The organism is Bacillus cihuensis (genome assembly GCF_000504145.1).
In the GTDB taxonomy this organism is placed as follows: domain Bacteria; phylum Bacillota; class Bacilli; order Bacillales; family DSM-1321; genus Peribacillus; species Peribacillus huizhouensis.
On sequence record NZ_KI632502.1, the window covers coordinates 1 to 18,876 of the forward strand.

General features: G+C 37.9%; 11 protein-coding genes and 2 riboswitches. Of the genes, 2 read left to right on the forward strand and 9 right to left on the reverse strand.

The annotated features are described in order from the left end of the window. Positions 1-345 precede the first annotated feature (345 nt). The 8 genes from V179_RS31400 to V179_RS0126370 form a co-directional block, all read right to left on the reverse strand. Positions 346-501, reverse strand: coding sequence for a hypothetical protein (locus tag V179_RS31400; protein ID WP_182503658.1), 156 nt, complete (start codon positions 499-501; stop codon positions 346-348). A gap of 244 nt (positions 502-745) precedes the next feature. Continuing rightward, a complete protein-coding gene (gene ptsG, locus V179_RS0126340) occupies positions 746-2,806 on the reverse strand; it encodes a glucose-specific PTS transporter subunit IIBC (protein WP_028394094.1) in 2,061 nt (686 codons plus the stop codon). 291 nt (positions 2,807-3,097) lie between these two features. After that, the gene (glcT, locus tag V179_RS0126345) at positions 3,098-3,937 is read right to left on the reverse strand and encodes a glucose PTS transporter transcription antiterminator GlcT (protein WP_028394095.1); all 840 of its coding nucleotides are present in this window, start codon (positions 3,935-3,937) and stop codon (positions 3,098-3,100) included. Positions 3,938-4,076: 139 nt separating this feature from the next. Beyond that, positions 4,077-5,408 (reverse strand): NCS2 family permease, encoded by a 1,332-nt coding sequence (locus V179_RS0126350; RefSeq protein ID WP_028394096.1) that lies wholly within the window; start codon positions 5,406-5,408, stop codon positions 4,077-4,079. Between the two features lie 299 nt (positions 5,409-5,707). Continuing rightward, positions 5,708-7,228 carry a glutamine-hydrolyzing GMP synthase gene (gene guaA, locus V179_RS0126355; RefSeq protein WP_182503699.1) on the reverse strand — a complete coding sequence of 507 codons (1,521 nt, stop codon included), beginning with the start codon at positions 7,226-7,228 and terminating at the stop codon, positions 5,708-5,710. A gap of 328 nt (positions 7,229-7,556) precedes the next feature. After that, positions 7,557-7,658, reverse strand: a riboswitch (purine riboswitch). A 29-nt stretch (positions 7,659-7,687) separates the two neighbouring features. Then, positions 7,688-9,913, reverse strand: a complete 2,226-nt coding sequence (locus V179_RS0126360) for a transglutaminase TgpA family protein (protein WP_051405163.1) — start codon at positions 9,911-9,913, stop codon at positions 7,688-7,690. Beyond that, positions 9,910-11,118: a DUF58 domain-containing protein gene (locus tag V179_RS0126365; protein ID WP_051405164.1), complete on the reverse strand. Its 1,209-nt coding sequence runs from the start codon at positions 11,116-11,118 to the stop codon at positions 9,910-9,912. Before V179_RS0126365 ends, V179_RS0126360 begins: the two co-directional genes overlap by 4 nt. Then, positions 11,118-12,074 carry an AAA family ATPase gene (locus V179_RS0126370; protein ID WP_028394100.1) on the reverse strand — a complete coding sequence of 319 codons (957 nt, stop codon included), beginning with the start codon at positions 12,072-12,074 and terminating at the stop codon, positions 11,118-11,120. The genes V179_RS0126365 and V179_RS0126370 overlap by 1 nt, the downstream gene beginning before the upstream one ends. A 438-nt stretch (positions 12,075-12,512) precedes the next feature. Beyond that, positions 12,513-12,731: riboswitch (cobalamin riboswitch) on the forward strand. A 186-nt stretch (positions 12,732-12,917) separates the two neighbouring features. On the opposite strand from V179_RS0126370, the gene V179_RS0126380 reads away from it, so the two are divergent. Both V179_RS0126380 and V179_RS0126385 read left to right on the forward strand, forming a co-directional pair. Further along, positions 12,918-13,427 (forward strand): hypothetical protein, encoded by a 510-nt coding sequence (locus V179_RS0126380; RefSeq protein WP_034302759.1) that lies wholly within the window; start codon positions 12,918-12,920, stop codon positions 13,425-13,427. 42 nt (positions 13,428-13,469) lie between these two features. After that, on the forward strand, positions 13,470-14,435 hold the full coding sequence (locus tag V179_RS0126385; protein WP_028394102.1) for an ABC transporter substrate-binding protein: 966 nt from the start codon (positions 13,470-13,472) through the stop codon (positions 14,433-14,435). Between the two features lie 431 nt (positions 14,436-14,866). Here V179_RS0126385 and V179_RS0126390 read toward each other — a convergent pair whose 3' ends face one another. Then, on the reverse strand, positions 14,867-18,394 hold the full coding sequence (locus V179_RS0126390) for a hypothetical protein (protein ID WP_028394103.1): 3,528 nt from the start codon (positions 18,392-18,394) through the stop codon (positions 14,867-14,869). Positions 18,395-18,876 lie beyond the last annotated feature (482 nt).

An 18,876-nucleotide genomic window follows, 5' to 3' on the forward strand; every position in this document is an offset into this window, starting at 1 on the left:
CAGTTTTCAAAGAGCAATTTATTATTGCCGCTTATCTCGTAAGCAACTTTTATATCATAACATCCGCCGTTTAAAGTGTCAATAACTTTTTAATATTATTTTTCAGTATCTTCAAAGTTACATTATTGTTCTGTGGCGTATTTCATATAATATCACTCTCTTAATACACTGTCAATAAAAATTGTAACTTTTTCTCTAACTATTTACTTGCAGCTTCGAAAGAGGCTACGAACCTTTCTAAGCATGCTATTTCATTCTGTTATTTCAAAGCTAGTTTATGTAAATAATAAGAGAGTGTGCCCTATAACGAAAGGGTCATACCCTCGGGACACACTCTCTCCAATATTACTCTGCGTTTTCTTCAGTGTTTGAATCTTCAGTTCCTGTGTCTTCAGTTTCAGTGTCTTCCGTATTAGTATCCTCACTAGAGCAACCAGTGGCAACTCCTACCAACATGAAAGCTGCCATAAATGTTAAAAGCCATTTTTTAAAATTTTTCATATTTCTTATTGCCTCCTCATAGTTCCATTTTAGATTACAAAACTATAATACAAGCTTCTAAATGAAAATAGTCAATCTAGTCCGAATTTTCACATTAATTAACCGTTTCTTAATATCACCTTAATAAACTTAACGTTTTTCTTCTCCCTTAACGAACGACTCCACAATACAAAACAAAGGATCAAACCTCACAATGTATAAACTGCAAGGTAAGACCCTTTTGGAACTCTCTCTCTACTTAAACTTATTTAATAATGGAGATAATATCTCTTTCTCCACTTTCCACTGCACCACTTTTATCAATTTGAATAGATTCTCCATCTTTTAAATTAGTGAAGACGATTGGTGTAATAATAGAAGGAGCATGTTGATTCACGTAATCTAAATCAACTATTAAAAGTGGTTGACCTCTTTTCACTTTGTCCCCTTGGGCGACGAGCGCGTCAAATCCTTTCCCTTCCAACTTCACTGTATCAATACCGACATGGATTAGAATTTCACACCCATTATCAGATTCGATACCGAGTGCATGTTTAGTTGGGAAGAGGTTAACAATCACTCCATCTACAGGAGAAACAATCGTTCCATCTGTTGGAAGTATCGCAAAACCGTCACCCATCATTTTCCCAGCAAAAACAACATCTGGCACTTCAGTGATAGGTTTGATTTCCCCAGTAATCGGAGAAATGATGCTATCCGCTTTTACTTCTGTTTGTATAATATCCGGCATAACTTCTTCAATTTGTTGTTCCACTTCTTCTTCCTGCTTTGTTACTACGTTTTTTGGAACTATCCCACTCATAATATCCTTCATTTGCGACTTGATTGTTTCTGAGCGCGGGCCAAAAATAGCTTGAATATTGTTTCCTACTTCAAGTACACCGGCAGCGCCAAGTTGCTTCAGACGAGCTTTATCAACATCTTTAACATCATTAACAGATACACGTAGTCGAGTAATACAAGCATCAAGGTTGGAGATATTATCTTGCCCCCCCATTGCATCAAGAATATTATAAGGAAGCTCATTCACTGTTCCTTTTTTACCTTCTTGCGATTGTTCATCTTCTACCTTTTCACGGCCAGGAGTCATTAAATTAAATTTATTTATCGCAAAACGGAAAATCACGTAATAAATTACCGCAAAAACAAGTCCTAGAATGATCGTAATCCACCACGGCTCTTTTCCTGGCAAGATCCCAAAGAGTAGAAAATCAATAGCTCCTCCCGAAAATGTATAACCGATATTAACACTAAAAAAAGTCATTAACACAAAAGCTAACCCATCTAATACTGCATGAATCACATACAATACAGGCGAAACAAACATAAATGAAAATTCAAGCGGTTCTGTAATACCTGTCAAGAAAGATGTCAATGCAGCTGAACCTAATAAACCAGCAACAATTTTTTTCTTTTCCGGCCTTGCCGTATGATACATCGCTAAGGCTGCCGCTGGCAGACCAAACATCATAATTGGATATTCTCCAGCCATGAAGTTACCAGCCGTTATATCTACACCATCTTTTAACTGAGCAAAGAAAATCGTCATATCACCACGAACAATTTCCCCAGCAACCGTTGTGTACGTACCAAATTCATACCAAAATGGCGCGTAGAAAATATGGTGTAACCCAAACGGTATCAGTAACCGTTTGATAAAACCAAAGAAGAACACTGCAAAATAGGTCCCCTCTTCAATTAACCAAAGTGATGCACTGTTCATCGCATCTTGAATCGGCGGCCATACTAACAGCATAAGTAGACCCGCAATTAAAGATAGGACAGCTGAGGCAATAGGAACAAAACGTTTGCCCGAAAAGAAACCAAGGAACGAGGGCATTTCAATATTATGAAAACGGTTGTAGCTATATGCCGCAATCAGACCTACGATAATTCCACCAAACACGCCTGTTTGAAGCGTAGGAATCCCTAGAACATTTGCAAAACTCGGGTCACTAGCTACCATTTCTGGCGTTACATCCATCCAGGTACTCATGACCCGATTTAACACTAGATAACCTACAAGCGCAGCAAGAGCAGCCGCCCCATCACCAGCTAATCCAATGGCGATTCCGAGCGCAAAGATAAGTGCCAAGTTACTAAAAATAACTCCCCCAGAATCCTCCATCACCCTAGCGACCAACTGAATCCAATTAGCATCTAAAAATGGTAGGTATTGCAATGTCACATCTTGTTGAGCAGCATTCCCTAACCCTAGTAGCAAACCTGCTGCTGGTAACATAGCCACAGGAAGCATAAATGCTTTCCCTAACTTTTGCAAAATACCAAAGACTTTTTTCCACACAGCCAAAACCTCCAAAATTTAAGATTTGTCAAACTGATAAAGTGAGACTTCAATCAGGCTTTTACAGGCAGTTTCCCCACCTACTCTTCTTAGATTCCTCTATGCCTTAAGGTGGGTCTTACTGGCCATCAAGGCAGAATAAAACGTTTACAATAAAATGCAAATAAAAAGGCATAAGTAAAGAAACGCACCGGAAGAGCGTAGCGAGTATACTTTACCCACTATCGCTTCATCCAATCGCTTTCTTCACTTATGCCTGATCGAATCAGTAACACGTAAAGGTTATGATTGTTATATAATTTTCTTTTGTAACCGCTGGAGGTGCATCGTCAAGTAGACGGCTTCTGCCTCACATACTTGTTTTTTCAAACGCTGTTGCATAATTTTTATCAGTTTCCAAGCAAGATTATAGCATAACGGATACGCATCTTTCAAGAGAGTAGCAAGTATTTCAGGCTCATCAACTTTCTCACCTTTCAATACCCTATCGATCGTATATCGCAAGTGACGCACAAGCCTTACATAATCGATGCTTTCTTTATCAATAGCTATTTTCATCTGTTCTTCTATAAGATTTACCAAATGAGTAACTAGCTGAGAGTGTTGATTAACTTTCGCTAACTCATTATTTGTTAGCGCACTATGAATATGGAGGGTAATAAAGCCAGCTTCCCCTTCTGGAAGTCTAATACCCGTCTTTATTGCTAAAATCTCAATTACTTCTTTTGCAATTTCATATTCAAATGGATAAAGCGTAGCCGTTTCAACTAAAAATGGATTTTTTATTGATAATCCATTTGCAATTCTGTTTAAGGCAAAAAGTAAATGATCGGTCATTCCTACATGAATATATTCATTGATCCCAGATACTCTAGCACTTATATGATTTATCGCTTCAATGATGGCTCCTTGATGTTTTTCATCGATTTCTGGAAGTAATTTTTTATAATCTTCCTGTTCTTTTTTCCCCGTTAACACAAACATCTTATCAGCATTCACTAAAGATATTTCGTCGTCTCTTTTTCGATTGAATCCAATTCCTTTGCCAATTATTACGGTTTCGCCATAAGAAGGATGGTTTGCTATCACCACATTATTATTCAAAACCTTATTAATTATAGCTACACCCATCTACTTCCCTCTTTCACCATATAATCTATATCATATATGTTAGTCAATCCACCAAACTAAATCAACCAATAACAATCCCTGATAGAATCGCTAAACCCACATAAAAAAAAGAGGACCAAATAGGTCCTCTGTTCATTTATTATACTAAGAAAATAAAATAGGCGATAAAGATGACGAACAATCCGTACATAATAGGATGAACTTGCTTTGCTTTCCCTGTCATAATCATCGTGATTGGATAAAAGACGAACCCACAAGCAATACCTGTTGCGATACTGTAAGTTAACGGCATCATGATGACTGTGAAAAATGCTGGAACTGCAATTTCAAATCGTGACCAATCAATATGTTTCAACCCAGTTGCCATTAGAACTCCGACAATGATTAAGGCTGGAGCTGTTACCGCTGATGTTACTACTGAAAGAAGCGGGAAGAAGAAAATAGCAAGAATAAATAATAATCCTGTAACAATCGCTGCAAAACCACTTCGCGCTCCAGCAGCTACACCCGATGTGGACTCAACATAAGATGTTGTCGTAGAAGTTCCTAAAATAGCTCCAGATACGATAGCTAATGAATCTGCAAGTAATCCTTTCCCTGCTCTTGGTAGGACGTTATCTTTCATTAATCCTGCTTGTTGAGCAACAGCCACTAGCGTTCCAGCTGTATCAAAGAATGCAACGAATAAGAAAGTTAAAATAACTATCAGCATCTGACCTGAGAATAAATCAGTTAGATTCCCAAACGCTTCGAACGCAGCTCCGAATGTAGGGGCAATGCTCGGTACTGCTCCGACAATTTTCTCTGGAAACGGTACTAGACCGAAAATCATACCAGCAATTGCCGTAATAATCATACCTAGAAAAACACCGCTCTTAACACCTCTCGCCATTAAAATGACTGTAATAATAATACCAAAAATCGCAAGAAGTGTGTTACCCGAAGTCAAATCTCCTAACCCAACAAGGGTTGCATCGTTTTTAACAATTATCCGTGAATTTTGAAAACCAACAAATGTAATAAATAAACCAATACCTGCTCCAACCGCTAATTTAAGTTCTGCAGGAATTGCATTTATGATCTTCTCACGAATCCCCGATAAAGAAAGAATAACGAAAATGATTCCAGAAATCAGTACACCTGATAAAGCAGTTTGCCACGGAATACCAAATCCGAGTACTACTGTAAAAGCAAAGAAGGCATTCAATCCCATGCCTGGAGCAAGTGAAATCGGATATCTAGCAATCACTCCCATAAGGATCGAACCGATACCTGCCGCTAATGCTGTCGCAACGAATACAGCACCGTAATTCATTCGAAGTTCTTCAGGATATCCGTCAATGCCCTGAAGTGTTAAAATACTTGGATTTACAACTAGAATATAAGCCATGGCTAAGAAGGTTGTCAGACCCCCAATTATTTCTCGACGATAATTCGTGCCAAGTTCTTGAAATTGGAAATACTTTTTCATTATTCAGTCTCCCTTAAATGAATTCATCATAAATCTGAATGCTTGCGTCTAACCCTAAAGGTTCTTAACTACACTCTTTCGTAGCCAAGCAATTTTCGGTAGCCACAGAAATCATTGGGTATTATCGCCAATGATATACAACAAATTAATATGATTTACTAATAAGCACTGTCCAATTTTACTAAATAGGAAAATGGCTGTCAATAAAAAAACGAACATTATTTCTTTCTATCAGAAATAATGTTCGTTTATCATTTTATAATTACGATTAAAAATCAGAAAATTTTAGTATCCCCAGCCTATTCCCATTCAATGGTTGCAGGTGGTTTACTTGTAATATCATAAACGACACGGTTAACATGGTTTACTTCGTTAACAATTCTCGTTGAAATTAGTTCCAGAACATCCCAAGGAATACGAGCCCAATCTGAAGTCATTCCATCAATTGAAGTGACAGCACGAATACCAATTGTATAGTCATACGTACGTGCATCTCCCATAACTCCAACACTACGAATATCAGGAAGCACAGTAAAGTACTGCCAAATTTCACGATCAAGACCAGCTTTTTTTATTTCTTCACGTAAGATATAGTCTGATTCACGGACAATTTCTAGCTTGTCCTCTGAGATCTCTCCTAACACACGGATTCCCAACCCAGGACCCGGGAACGGTTGTCGCCAAACGATTTCATCAGGCATACCAAGTTCTGTTCCAAGTGCACGTACTTCATCTTTGAACAGCGTGTTTAACGGTTCAATCAGCTTGAACTGCATATCTTCAGGTAGACCACCAACATTGTGATGCGATTTAATCGTTTGTGCTGTTGCTGTACCACTTTCGATAATATCTGTATAAAGAGTACCTTGAGCTAGGAATTCAATTCCTTCTAATTTCGTTGCCTCATCATCAAATACATAGATGAACTCATTTCCAATAATTTTACGTTTTTTCTCAGGGTCAGAAACACCTTCAAGTTTAGAAAGGAAACGTTCTTTAGCATCTACTTTAATAACATTCATTTGGAAGCCTTCGCCGAGCATTTTCATAACGCCTTCTGCTTCGCCTTTACGCAAAAGACCATGATCAACGAAAATACACGTTAATTGATCTCCAATTGCTTTATGAATAAGTACTGCAACAACTGATGAATCCACTCCGCCGCTTAGCGCACACAACACTTTTTTATCTCCGACTGTTTGACGGATTTTTTCCATTTCAACTTCAATGAAGTTTTCCATAGACCAGTCACCCTTACAGCCACAAACACCAAACACGAAGTTTTTCAGAATGTCGTTTCCATAAACAGAGTGGCGAACTTCTGGATGGAATTGTACAGCGTAAAGCTTTCTTGATTCATCACTCATCGCTGCAATTGGACAAGATGCATTCGTTCCATCAACCGTAAATCCTTCTGGAGTTTCCACAACAAGATCTCCATGGCTCATCCAGACAATTTGTTCTTTAGGTAGATCATTGAATAGTTTCGAATCGTTTTGGATCGCAAGAGTTGCTTTACCATATTCACGGTTTTTTGCTTGTTCAACTTTTCCACCGAAATGCTGCGTCATCAATTGCATACCATAACAAATTCCAAAAATTGGTAATCCAAGTTCAAAAATACGCTCATCACATCCGAAAGCAGATGCATCGTACACACTATTCGGTCCACCAGAGAAAATAATTCCGGTAGGGTTTATTTTCTTGATTTCTTCTGCCGTAATAGTATGGGGATGTAATTCACTGTACACGCCAAATTCACGAATACGTCTTGTGATTAATTGATTATATTGGCTGCCAAAATCTAGCACGACAATCATTTCCTGGTTCTGTAAGTCTGTTTTCCCCGTCACTATTGTCACCTCAGTTGATATATTCACTTCTTTAATATAGGTTGTTCAAAAAGTCCGGTAAAAATAGCTGTCGAATTTCTTCGTCGCTCTGTCTCTCCGGTCCTCACGTATTACTCCATACGCTCCGGTCCTCTCGAGATGCGCTCCTCGAACTTCTCGGCTCTTTTTATCCTCCTTTTTGAACACTCACTTATAGAAGCGGCTTGTTCTTATTATTTCAAAGATGTAAAAATAAAACACAAAACAGCTAAACTCCACCCTAAAAAAGTTTAAAAAGGCAGAATTTTAGCTGTTACACTGAAACATCTGCCTTCATAGTCAAATCATTTACGGTGATTCGGTAGAGACTTTCGATCCATATTATCGAGGATATATGAAGGGCTCGTATTTGAATGTTTCAATTGTACCAACATGTTAAAAACATGGTCAAGAGGTAGTTTCTTTAATTAAATTTTCCCATAATTCTTGATACTGCTTCCAAACTTGTTTTTCTTGGTCTCCACGGTACAAAAACCTTTCATATCCCTCAGTAAGCTTCAGCATATTATTATTGGCCATGCTATAAACAATATCAACATAAACCGCGTATTCTCTCAACGTCTGGCCTTCACGTCGTTGTACACCTGCTCGATTTAATTGTTTAAGGAGGACGTGATAAGCATTTGTAAATGTGTCTGTACTATTTTTCCCTTTATATCTTGTAATAAATACATAAGGTAGCCATTTTCTTCTCGATTGATAAAACAAAAATGTAAGTATCGACACACCTCCAAGACCAATCGCGATATTTCGCAAAAGTACCTTCCAAGAAATATCAACGGACTTTGAATTTGTTCGTTGATTTGTTTGATCGACTTCTTCCAATGGTTTCTTAACCGGTTGAGATGGCTCTCTTTTCTCTGGAGTCGTTATAGCCGCATCATGATCATTCATATTAGCTTGAGTATTCACAGAAGCATCGTAAAACCGATTTGTATTATTAAAGCCTTTTGTCGGCTCAAATGGAACCCAGCCAACCTCGGGAAAATAAACCTCTACCCATGAATGAGCATTATTATTTGTGATCATATAAATAGATTCACCGTTTTTAATCGTTGCTACCCCATCAGAATACCCTTTTGCCCAGCGTGCCGGAATATCAAGGGAACGCAATAAAACAACCATTGCAGTGGAGAAATTATCACAATAACCACGAAGTGTTTCAAATAGAAATTGATCCACATAATCTTGTCGCTCTTCCGGATAAGGAATGTCTTGCTTATCATACACAAATTCTGGCCCATCAAAATGATTTTCAATGGCTTTTGCTTTGTCATACCAGTTATCTTGAGTACTAGTGATCTTTTCCGCTAAATTGCGAATCCTTTCAGGTAGATTCCTTGGCAGTTGTGTATAAGTATTCATGATGTTCTCAGGAATATTATTTGCAGATGTAACTTTTCTCAAATAGTTTCTATCAAACGTTGTAAGAAAATAATCGATTTCATAATCCGTTAGCTTGAGCCTGCCCCAACTTTTCGATTGTGCTGTCAATAGATTCGTCGAGTCATTAAACATATACTGATCGGCATCATCAGCTGAAACTCTTTGAAGAATACTAGGAGTCGGATACGGAACATGATTGTAGAATTGCTCCATTTTTACGGACGCCTTTAGTTCTTGAAGTCTCATTCCAGGTAACGCTGCAGCTGAAGTAAGGTTCACAATATCCTGATCATTATCGTACTCAGTCAATTCGCCATGATTATCAAGCCTCGTCCAGCCCTTGCCTGTATAATGAGACTTGTTCTCCACCTTCCAGTAATGACGAGTCGAAGCATCAGCATAAAAAACAACAGTTTGATCGTCTGAAATTGAACCACCTAGCTTTGTATCATTTTCTCCATACCCAACACGCTTGCTTCCTGCACCATTCGAATCTCCTGATGATTTATTTGCATAGGATGTAATAAACGGAACAGGATCTGGCCATTGTGGTTGTAATTTCGGTGCCGCAAAACCAATTGTCCCGCTAGCCAACACCATGATTGATAACGGAATAAGCCATCTTCGTAAACCATCCATAGACACCGCTAACTTTTCGTGTTCAAATAAACGGAAATAAGCGAGCAATCCTAGCACAACTAAACCAATAATCATTACACGTATAATGGAAGTATCCGCATCATATGGGGTAAATGTATCAAGAAGCGCTAAAAAAACAATCGTGAGAAGAAAAAATAAAAAGATATTTCGACGGATAGTAACCCAATAATGAATTAAATACGAAATAAGCCAAATCAAAATAAAAAATAACCATGTTCTGAAGCTGTTCGTTAATAACATCCAGTCCGCTTCCATGATTCTTGAAATGTTCAATTTCATATCACCCATAAGTTCCCCTATCCAAGCGAGATCAAAAAGTGACAATTGCGAATATAAATACTGAATGGCAAGAGTCATATATCCCATTAAAATCAGAATTCTTGCTACCCAATGCACCCGCAAGAAGTATGTAAGCAAAGAAAGACACATAAAAACAATAAACATGCCCATATTATCAGTATCTGTCAGTTGATTAACCGGCTGTAGCCATTCCCATAACAACAAACCTCCAAATCCGTATAAAACCACTTTAAACAAGCTTTCGAGTAGGCTTTTTCTTTGAATCATTGTGCTACCACCTCGACTAAACCAGATTCAACATGTCCCCGATCCAAGTAACTAACTCTCATTCCTCTTGTATAAGCGGATTGTCTTGCCGCTAGCTCTTCAATTGTCAACGGCTCTTCTCTTTTTATACAAACTATTGAAAACGACTGGTTGGTTTTATAAGCACTGATTTGTTCCACTGTTCTTCGAGTCAAATGGGAAGTAATTATAATGATTGCTGCATTTTGCGTAAATATAGTTTGATGTAACCCCAACAAAGAAAGCAAGCTTCCTTTTTCATCTGCTTCTGTTTTAGCAAGTCGATAAAATATCCTTTGCCTCTGGCCATCTCCGCCACGGACTGCTAGGGGCGCTTCATGCATCGCTGAACCTGCATATCCAACAAGTACCCCTTTCTTCAGTAAGGCATGCGCGAATGAGGCAGCAAATACAACCAAATCTTCAAAGGATTGTGAGGATTCTTCGTCTAAAATGATATACACATCATGATTTTTCTGCTCATCAAATTCCTTGGTCATGATGGCATTCTTATTGGCCGTAGCTTTCCAATTAATCCAAGACATTTGGTCGCCCGGTTGGTATTCTCGAACTCCACTGACAATGGAATACTCGCGCTGCATCTTTTTTACAGACCCTACTTCGCCACGATCAAAGAAATTCTCCAATTGCTTATACGCCAAATCATAGTAAGCAGGCCAGACTAGAATTTTTTTTGGAAGGTCATACTTGGCTTCCTTGTCGAATAACCCAATGATATCTCCAGTTTTCAGACGAATCCCCGATAAGCTATGGTCTCCCCTTGGTAGATTATGAAGCTTCATCCTAAGTGAAAATGATTTCCGAAACCAAGGAAAAATAATTACTTTCTTCATCGAAGCGCTTTTACCTAATCTGCCATCAAGCTCTTCTTCTATCAAAAGAAATAAAAGCGGAAAGCGGTCTTTTCGTGAAATTTCAATTCTTACTTCAATCGTTTCCCCTGCTCTAAACTCCGTTTTATCTAATGATCTTGTTACTGTGAACTTGTGTATCGGATAGAAAAAGACACCGATCGAACAAAGGGCAAAAGGCAGAAACGTAAAGAGTAAAAACCAACTTAGGAAGCCTCCTTGAAACATCGCAAACACAAATGCAAAGAACACTAAACAAATGAGCATAATGACCTTTACATAAGGTCTTATTTTCTCCACTAATAATTGCATCATTAATTCACGGCCCTTTTTACTGGCACTGGATTATTTTCAATAATCTCAGCAACCACTTGCTCAGCTGTAATCCCCTCGTACTTCGCTTCAGATTTCAAGATGAGACGATGCGATAACACAAACGGGGCAAGATATTGAACATCATCCGGCAACACATAATCTCTGTTACATAATAGTGCATAGCTTTGAGATGCTTTCATTAAGGCTATTGATCCACGAGGACTTGCACCTAGGTACACACTACGATGATTACGTGTTCTTTGTGTCATTTCAACAATATAATGTTTAATCGTATCATCGACAATGATGGACTTTGCCTCTTGCTGCAAACCGCGCAGTTCAACCAATGACATCACTGGCGCAAGATTCTCAATCGGCGGTACTAAGCGGGCCCGATTAAGAACTTCCATTTCTTCATATATATCAGGGTATCCCATTTTCATCTTTAATAAAAAACGATCCAATTGAGCTTCAGGTAGCGGATAGGTTCCTTCATATTCAATAGGATTTTGCGTCGCCATGACAAAGAACGGCTGCTCCAACACCCTTGTTACACCGTCAATCGTCACACTAGCCTCTTCCATCCCTTCTAATAAAGCAGATTGAGTTTTTGGAGATGTTCGATTAATCTCATCAGCGAGGATAATATTTCCCATTATTGGCCCAGGTCGGAAAACAAATTCTTGTTCCTTTGGATTATAAATGGAAACGCCTGTTACATCAGATGGCAACAAGTCAGGTGTGAATTGAATACGTTTAAAATCTGCACTGATTGACTTTGCCAGCGCACGAACCATCATTGTTTTGCCAACACCCGGAACATCTTCCAACAAAACATGCCCACCCGCCAGTAGGGCTACTACACTTAATTCTGCTATATCTCTTTTCCCAATAATAACCTTCTCAATATTATGGATTACTTCATTCAATTTTGGGTGCTTTCCTTCATATGTCATTTCTTACCTCCTGTAAACCATTCCTTATCATTTTTTCAAAAAAACCGAAAAATTTCTTACCTGTTCTTATTTGATATAAACCATTTCTTGAAACTAAGTTCGACAACTTTCTCGAAACCCCTTCTTTTTCCAGTATATTTACAATCTTTACATAATTGAGTTACTTAAAAGATTCAGGCTATTAACAGAGATTAATATGGTTAGATAAAATTCTAAAGTACTCTATTCCACGCATGTATGAAAACTTACTATCCGATATCGAAATCATAAGCCTGTAGATTTCGTACCAAAAAGTTTTTATCAACTTGAATCCACAATTAAAACATTGGATCTTTTATTAAACAAGTAGTTATTCGAATGTTAAAAATAAACTAAATATATCTAGTGAAAGTATAAGTTTTTTATCAGAATTATATGGTAAACTACTGATAAGTGAATATAATCTTGCAGAAAAAGGGTGCTGAACTTTCAGCTTAATAGGGAATTCGGTGAAGAACCGAAGCTGTTTCCGCAACTGTGAGTGCCATGAAATAAGGATAAACCACTGTTTATTTAACGGAATCGAGCAAAGTGCAACATTCTGTGATGTTAATGGGAAGGTTCTTAAAGTAAAATGAAGCACAAGCCAGGAGACCTGCCTTCTTTCCAGCGTATTATACTCTTCGGAAGATAAGAGGATTGTACGGCAAACTCTCATCTTTTCTTTCCAACTGGATATGCATGATGGTGTGCCGCCCAATTTTCTTGGTCGGTTTTTTTTGTTATAGGAAGCGATCCAAAGGGGGATTCACTCTATTTAGCAGATAAGGGGGATTATATTTGGCAAAAAAAGATTTCCGTTTTATGTGTTATCCATACATGCGCGAATCAGCTTCAACAGTGGACTTTGAAATCAGGACTGACTCTTTGACATCACGAATCGGCTTAGCATGTGCATTTACAAAGGATGTCCCTGTTGTACACAAAGATTTAATGTATTTACTCGACATGGGGTATAACCTAAATGGCTCAGTACGCGGACGTTTAGGCATTACACAAGAAGACTTAGATCACTTGAGTAGCATGTATGATTTTTATTCAATAGAGGTAAAAGACGCAATCAGCACCTTCGTTTTGCCACAAGGAACTCCTGGAGCTTGCATTTTACATACTTGCCGCAGCGAAGCCAAGAAATCGGTGCGAGCGCTTCATAAAGTGAGTCTTGAAAGAGAAGTTCCTAAAATCTTGTTCGATTATACTCACTTATTAGCGAACGTTTTATTCGTTATGGCCGTCTATGTCAATAAACAACTTGGCGTCGATGAAATCCCTCACGAGAGTATATGTTATGACATTAAATCGACGAAAAAATAATGCATCCACTCAATAATTGGAATAAGAAATGAGGAGAACACAATGAAACAATTCATATCGAACAATTGGCTACTTGCCCTAATGCTTTCATTTACTTTAGTACTTGCTGGGTGTGGGAATAATAATCAATCAGCACCAAATAAGGATGATGCCCCTGCAAGTGAAGTTAAACAAGAAAAGGACCAGCCATATTCAGTAACTGACGATCTTGGCAACAAAATCACCTTTGATAAAGTCCCTGAAAAAGTTATCTCCCTTCAGCCAAGTAATACAGAAATTCTCTTTGCTCTAGGTGCAGGTGAAAAAATAGTCGGGGTCACAGATGTTGATAACTATCCAGAAAAGGCAGCCGACATTGAATCAGTTTCTGATTCAATGAATATTAATGCAGAGAAAATAATTGCATTAAATCCCGATGTCATTATCGCCTATACGATTGGTGACGAGGCTACCTTACAGCCACTGAAAGACGCTGGAATCCCAATCTTTGTCATTGCATCTGCTGCTACATTTGAAGATGTTTACGGTGACATTCAGCAAATTGCAGAAGTAATGGGCGTTAAGGAGAAAGGCGCTGAAATCGTCGATGCAATTAAAAACCAAATTGCAGCTGTGGTTGATAAAACGGACACTGTAAATGAAAAGAAAAGTGTCTATTTAGAAATAAGCCCTGCTCCAGAAATCTATACACCTGGCAAGAAGACATTTCAACAAGAAATCTTAGCAAAAGCAGGGGTAACCAACATCTTTGAGGATCAAGAAGGTTGGATCAAAGTTTCTGAGGAAGAAATCATTAAGCGTAATCCTGATGTCATCACAACGACTGCTGGTTTTATTGAAAACCCTGAGCAAGAAATTAAGACCCGTACAGGTTGGGACCAACTTACAGCCGTTAAAGAGGACAAAGTATACTACTTAAATGAAGACGTGATGTCCCGCCCAGGACCACGCATAGGCGAAGCTGTCGAACTTGTTGCCAAAACCGTCTATCCTGAACTTTTTAAATAAACCGAAACTTCATACTGTGGCGTGGGCTCTCCCTATTCTTAGGCATAGCCCAGCAACCTCGGAAAGTTTCTTGTACAGAAAAGAACCCAAAAGGGTCAGACCTCACACTCTATATACCGTTAATGCCCGAATGGTTCAACTAACAATCAGTGGGGTATGAAGCCTCCCACTGATTGTAGTTTCACTTTACCATGACATTTAACCGTCTTCTAAACAATATATAGTAGATGTGTCCTGACCTTTTCGTTATCAAACAATCTCTTTTTTGTATGATGGACATGAGGCGGTTCTTCGTAAAATCAGCTCCGTACCGCCATCTTCATAAGGTGATACAGTTTATAAAACCTGATACTTTTTCATCGTTGGGCTTTAGTGCAGGCGCTCATGGATGTTTTACTTGTTATGAAACATGACTCATCAACCACATCATTCTACCTCCAACGCGCAAACCATTTCCGAATTTTTTCTTTGTTACGTTCAAGAATTTCCTTTGACGTCGTATTTTCCTTTTGTTTTTTCCATTCAAAAAAGCTGGCAAGTGCGATAAGAACGATACCACCAATGATCAAATAGAGCCACCATGGCAGATTGCCCCATAGATGATTGGTATTCATATAAATATTTAACAAAATAGTTCCTGTCCCTGCAAAGAAATACGACTTATATTTCATAACGAATCCGAAGATGATTGCAACTAAAGCCAACGTACCAATGATCAATGCATCATTTACTGTATTTCCTTGTAGAGCGTCCATGATTAATACTAAAAATAATAAAGGAACAATTATTAATTCAATTGTTTGTGTTATATTCCCCGAAACAATTACTTTTCTAAGCAATAGTGTACTGATAATAAACAATGGAAGAATCATAATTTCAGTTTCTATCAGATTAGGAATCGTAAACTGGTCAACAACGACATAATATGGATACAAACTCCATAACACAGCTGCCGATAGATAGATTTTCTTTTCTAGTGAATCTAAAGTGAAAGCCCGAATAACCAATAAATATCCGCTGACTAAGCAGGCTGATAGAATTTCTAAAGCAGGATTATTTGCTGTATACATAACAACACGCCAGTTAATTGCTATCACATACAGAAATCCTGCGATACGATACACATCAATCGCCAGATACGTTTCCTCTTTCCGGATCATCGCCCGGAAAAATACTTTACTCATCCAAGTCATCACGCATAATGCCACGAACAACACAAGTGTACCTGCCAGTATTGATAGTTCATTCGCATAACGCACATAATACAAGAATGCCAAAAGAAGTGGGATCGTAATGAAATGTTCCCATTTCCTTTTCATCAATAAATAGATGACAAACCCGGCTTGACTAGTGAAAAGCATAACGGAAAGTACATTTAAGTAATTAGAAAAATGGAACATATTCCAATCTGTTAAATATAAAATGAGAGTCAAGTTTAAGAATGCCAGTAAATAATAGTCAATCATCCGTTTCCATTCTAGATTCACTCGACTCCAAAGAATCGTTATAAGAGCTGACGTCAAAGTCCAAGCAAATAGTAGATAATTGGATAGCCCATATTCCTGGAAAAACAGCAATACTTGCAACTGAAGAACGGTAAATCCAACGTATGTAAAGATAAAACGCTCCCAGGTAATGGTCGTTCTTACAGCACTGATTGCAAGGAGACTAAGCGGAATTAAGTAGAAATACAGATTGGCCCCTGTCATACTTATATAAAGATAACCTAGTGTTGCCACAAGCAGATTTGTCAGCTGACTAAACCAAAAGAAATAGTTTCTGCCTTCCTTCGAATATTTCCCCACATACTCTGACAAGAAGTAGAACAATAACGGTCCCACAAATAGGTAAGCCATCCAGATATATTCATTCTCGAATTTAAATATTGCCCAGATCGATGCATACACGCCTGCTGAAGTATAGACAACTAGAATCCATAGAGGATGATGACGATATACATAAACGGACAGAATATTGATCGCTGTTGAGACCATCATTAAAGTCGTTATCAGAATAGCTGACAGTGTTCCAAAATAAAGCGTCATAAACGACACCATCGATAGGACCTGACCGGTAATAAAAAAGGTATTGAAAAAGCTTTTATATGAACTTTTCAAGTAATAGCCTAGTCCGATTAAGAGGAAAGCGACAATCATGACATGTAAACTAAGTGGAATTACAAGATCATACCATCTGCTTGTTTCACTACTATACAGATACAAAATAAGCAACGATGCAGCTAGGGATAACGGAAAACCATACGTACTTATATCCTTCATCCATTTTTCCGCTACTTTATTATGACTGAAAAATAATAAACCAGATATCGCAGCAAGAAAGAGGCTGACGATTAACCAATCTCCATTCACCAAATTGATATAAGTCAAAAACAACATCACACTACTCGAAAGAATCCCTATACTCGTTCGGAATACCTCCATTGTTTTGGCAAAATTATAGACAAACAGTCCTAAATAAAGGAGGATTTGAATCACAAATAGGAAACTAGAGTGCACCGTATAGGTCCATTCGAATGCCCAGCCAAGATAAACAAGTGAAAGATTAAATAAGACGAGTGCTGGATAAGTATATACCACTTTCTTTGTTTGAATGGCTAAAAATACATATTGTGCGGCTAGAAGGATCAGTGCAAAGAATATTTGTGCATATCCTTCTCCAAACACTTGCGCATTTACATAGGCAAATACAAACACACTACTTGTAATGCCCGTATATACAAAGCTTTTCGATACTTCTTCATTTTTGTTAGCCATAAATAAATATAGAGCAAAGAACACGATTGGAAGTACGGCAAAAGCAATAGAAGTGAAATCACTCAATACAGCCGAGTTCAAGACAAGATGGATATAGCCGTAGCTGAATACAATACTAAAGGCAAAATTATAATATTTTTGATTGTATTTTATTGTTAACAGTAGGAATTGCAGTGATGCTAAGAGCAAAGTAAACGAATAAAATACTGTGCTTGAAGCTAGCACAAACACAACAAACGCTTCGACTATAATTTTGAATTGGATGAAGTAAAATAAATAGGGTTTGAATAACGCCAATTGTTGATGATTTTTCAAACGATCCATATACCATAAAAATAATAAGTTAAACATTATGAGTAGTATAAATAATGTTTCTGTAGTTGGCGCCACATAGGTGAAGCCGAAGCATGCCGCTAACGCAAAGGTGAACAATGAAAGAATAGTGAATAATTTCGAAGCAAAACGCTTAGCAATTACAAAATAGAGCCCCAAACAAATCACTCCGCCAATCAACCCTAATAACCCTCTCCCATCACCTTGTAACGATAAATATTCTCCAAATATCCGATAATACGAAGCTGATAATATCGTAATTGGAATGAATAGACTTGCGAGCGTTAAAAAGGCAAAGGCCGTTTGCTTAATTTTTAGTTTGAAGGCGATAAAAGCCATCCCAAAGAAAAACACTGACACCATGCTAATACAGAAAACTTTCAGAACAGCATTCAAGGCTCCCCACGTTGACGTCGCTAATATAAGACCGCCAAACAAGAGCAGAATCACACCCATTACCAAGACAAGTGTTATATTTCTTTCTCGAATTTGCTCCACTGATTTTACAGGTTTCACAACAGATTGCTGTTGAATGACTTGCCTTGGTTTTGGGCTAGCCATTGGTGTTTGTAATGAATCTTGAATTGGTTTTTGCACGAACTCTTCAGTTCGCTGAATGTTATGTGGAACTTCATTTGGAATTTCGCTCGATTGAACCGTTTCATCTTTTTTCTGTTGCTTTTCCATTATTGCTACTTGCTGCCGCACTTGGTGATAATGCCGTTCATATGCACTGCTAAGTCTTATGTAATCAGATTTAGGAATCAATCGTTTTTCTCTTAGGATCTTAAGTTCTTCCTGAAAGATCTCCCGCTTCTTTTCAAAGGGGATGTATTCATTAGAATCCGTCACAGTAAGCCCCCTTTCTCTTTAAAACTCCACTACTATACTATAGAAAATTATACACATTAATTCCTGATATTGGAATAAAAAACCGAATTGTCGAGATAAAGTGAAACTTCAGTCAGACAATGCAATAATCAATCGATTGATTAAATGGGCCGAAAACTCACGTATCTCCTCGGCTCAGTTATACATGGATTGAGAATAATTTGTAAAAATTTGCCGATAGCATATATCATATAAAACTCCTCCAGTTCATTCCTTCTATTGGCATTATAGTCGAATCGGGGGAGAATATTTAAGTAATCAATCAATCGATTGATTAAATGTATAAAAAAACCGCTTATTTTCTTACTTGAAAGATGATTGAATGACGAATTACATGTCGAGATTTGTACTTAATCACACCTTCGTACAACCATCCACAAATTACTCTATAGTCAATAAGACCCAACTACTAAATATCGGAAAATCATACATTTTGATTATAT

Coding starts and splice junctions, on each gene's coding strand:
- V179_RS0126385 (WP_028394102.1), top strand. CDS start 13,470: ATGAAACAATTCATATCGAACAATTGGCTACTTGCCCTAATGCTTTCA.
- V179_RS0126380 (WP_034302759.1), top strand. CDS start 12,918: ATGTGTTATCCATACATGCGCGAATCAGCTTCAACAGTGGACTTTGAA.
- V179_RS0126350 (WP_028394096.1), bottom strand. CDS start 5,408: ATGAAAAAGTATTTCCAATTTCAAGAACTTGGCACGAATTATCGTCGA.
- V179_RS0126360 (WP_051405163.1), bottom strand. CDS start 9,913: ATGATTCAAAGAAAAAGCCTACTCGAAAGCTTGTTTAAAGTGGTTTTA.
- V179_RS31400 (WP_182503658.1), bottom strand. CDS start 501: ATGAAAAATTTTAAAAAATGGCTTTTAACATTTATGGCAGCTTTCATG.
- guaA (WP_182503699.1), bottom strand. CDS start 7,228: ATGATTGTCGTGCTAGATTTTGGCAGCCAATATAATCAATTAATCACA.
- V179_RS0126365 (WP_051405164.1), bottom strand. CDS start 11,118: ATGATGCAATTATTAGTGGAGAAAATAAGACCTTATGTAAAGGTCATT.
- V179_RS0126370 (WP_028394100.1), bottom strand. CDS start 12,074: ATGACATATGAAGGAAAGCACCCAAAATTGAATGAAGTAATCCATAAT.
- glcT (WP_028394095.1), bottom strand. CDS start 3,937: ATGGGTGTAGCTATAATTAATAAGGTTTTGAATAATAATGTGGTGATA.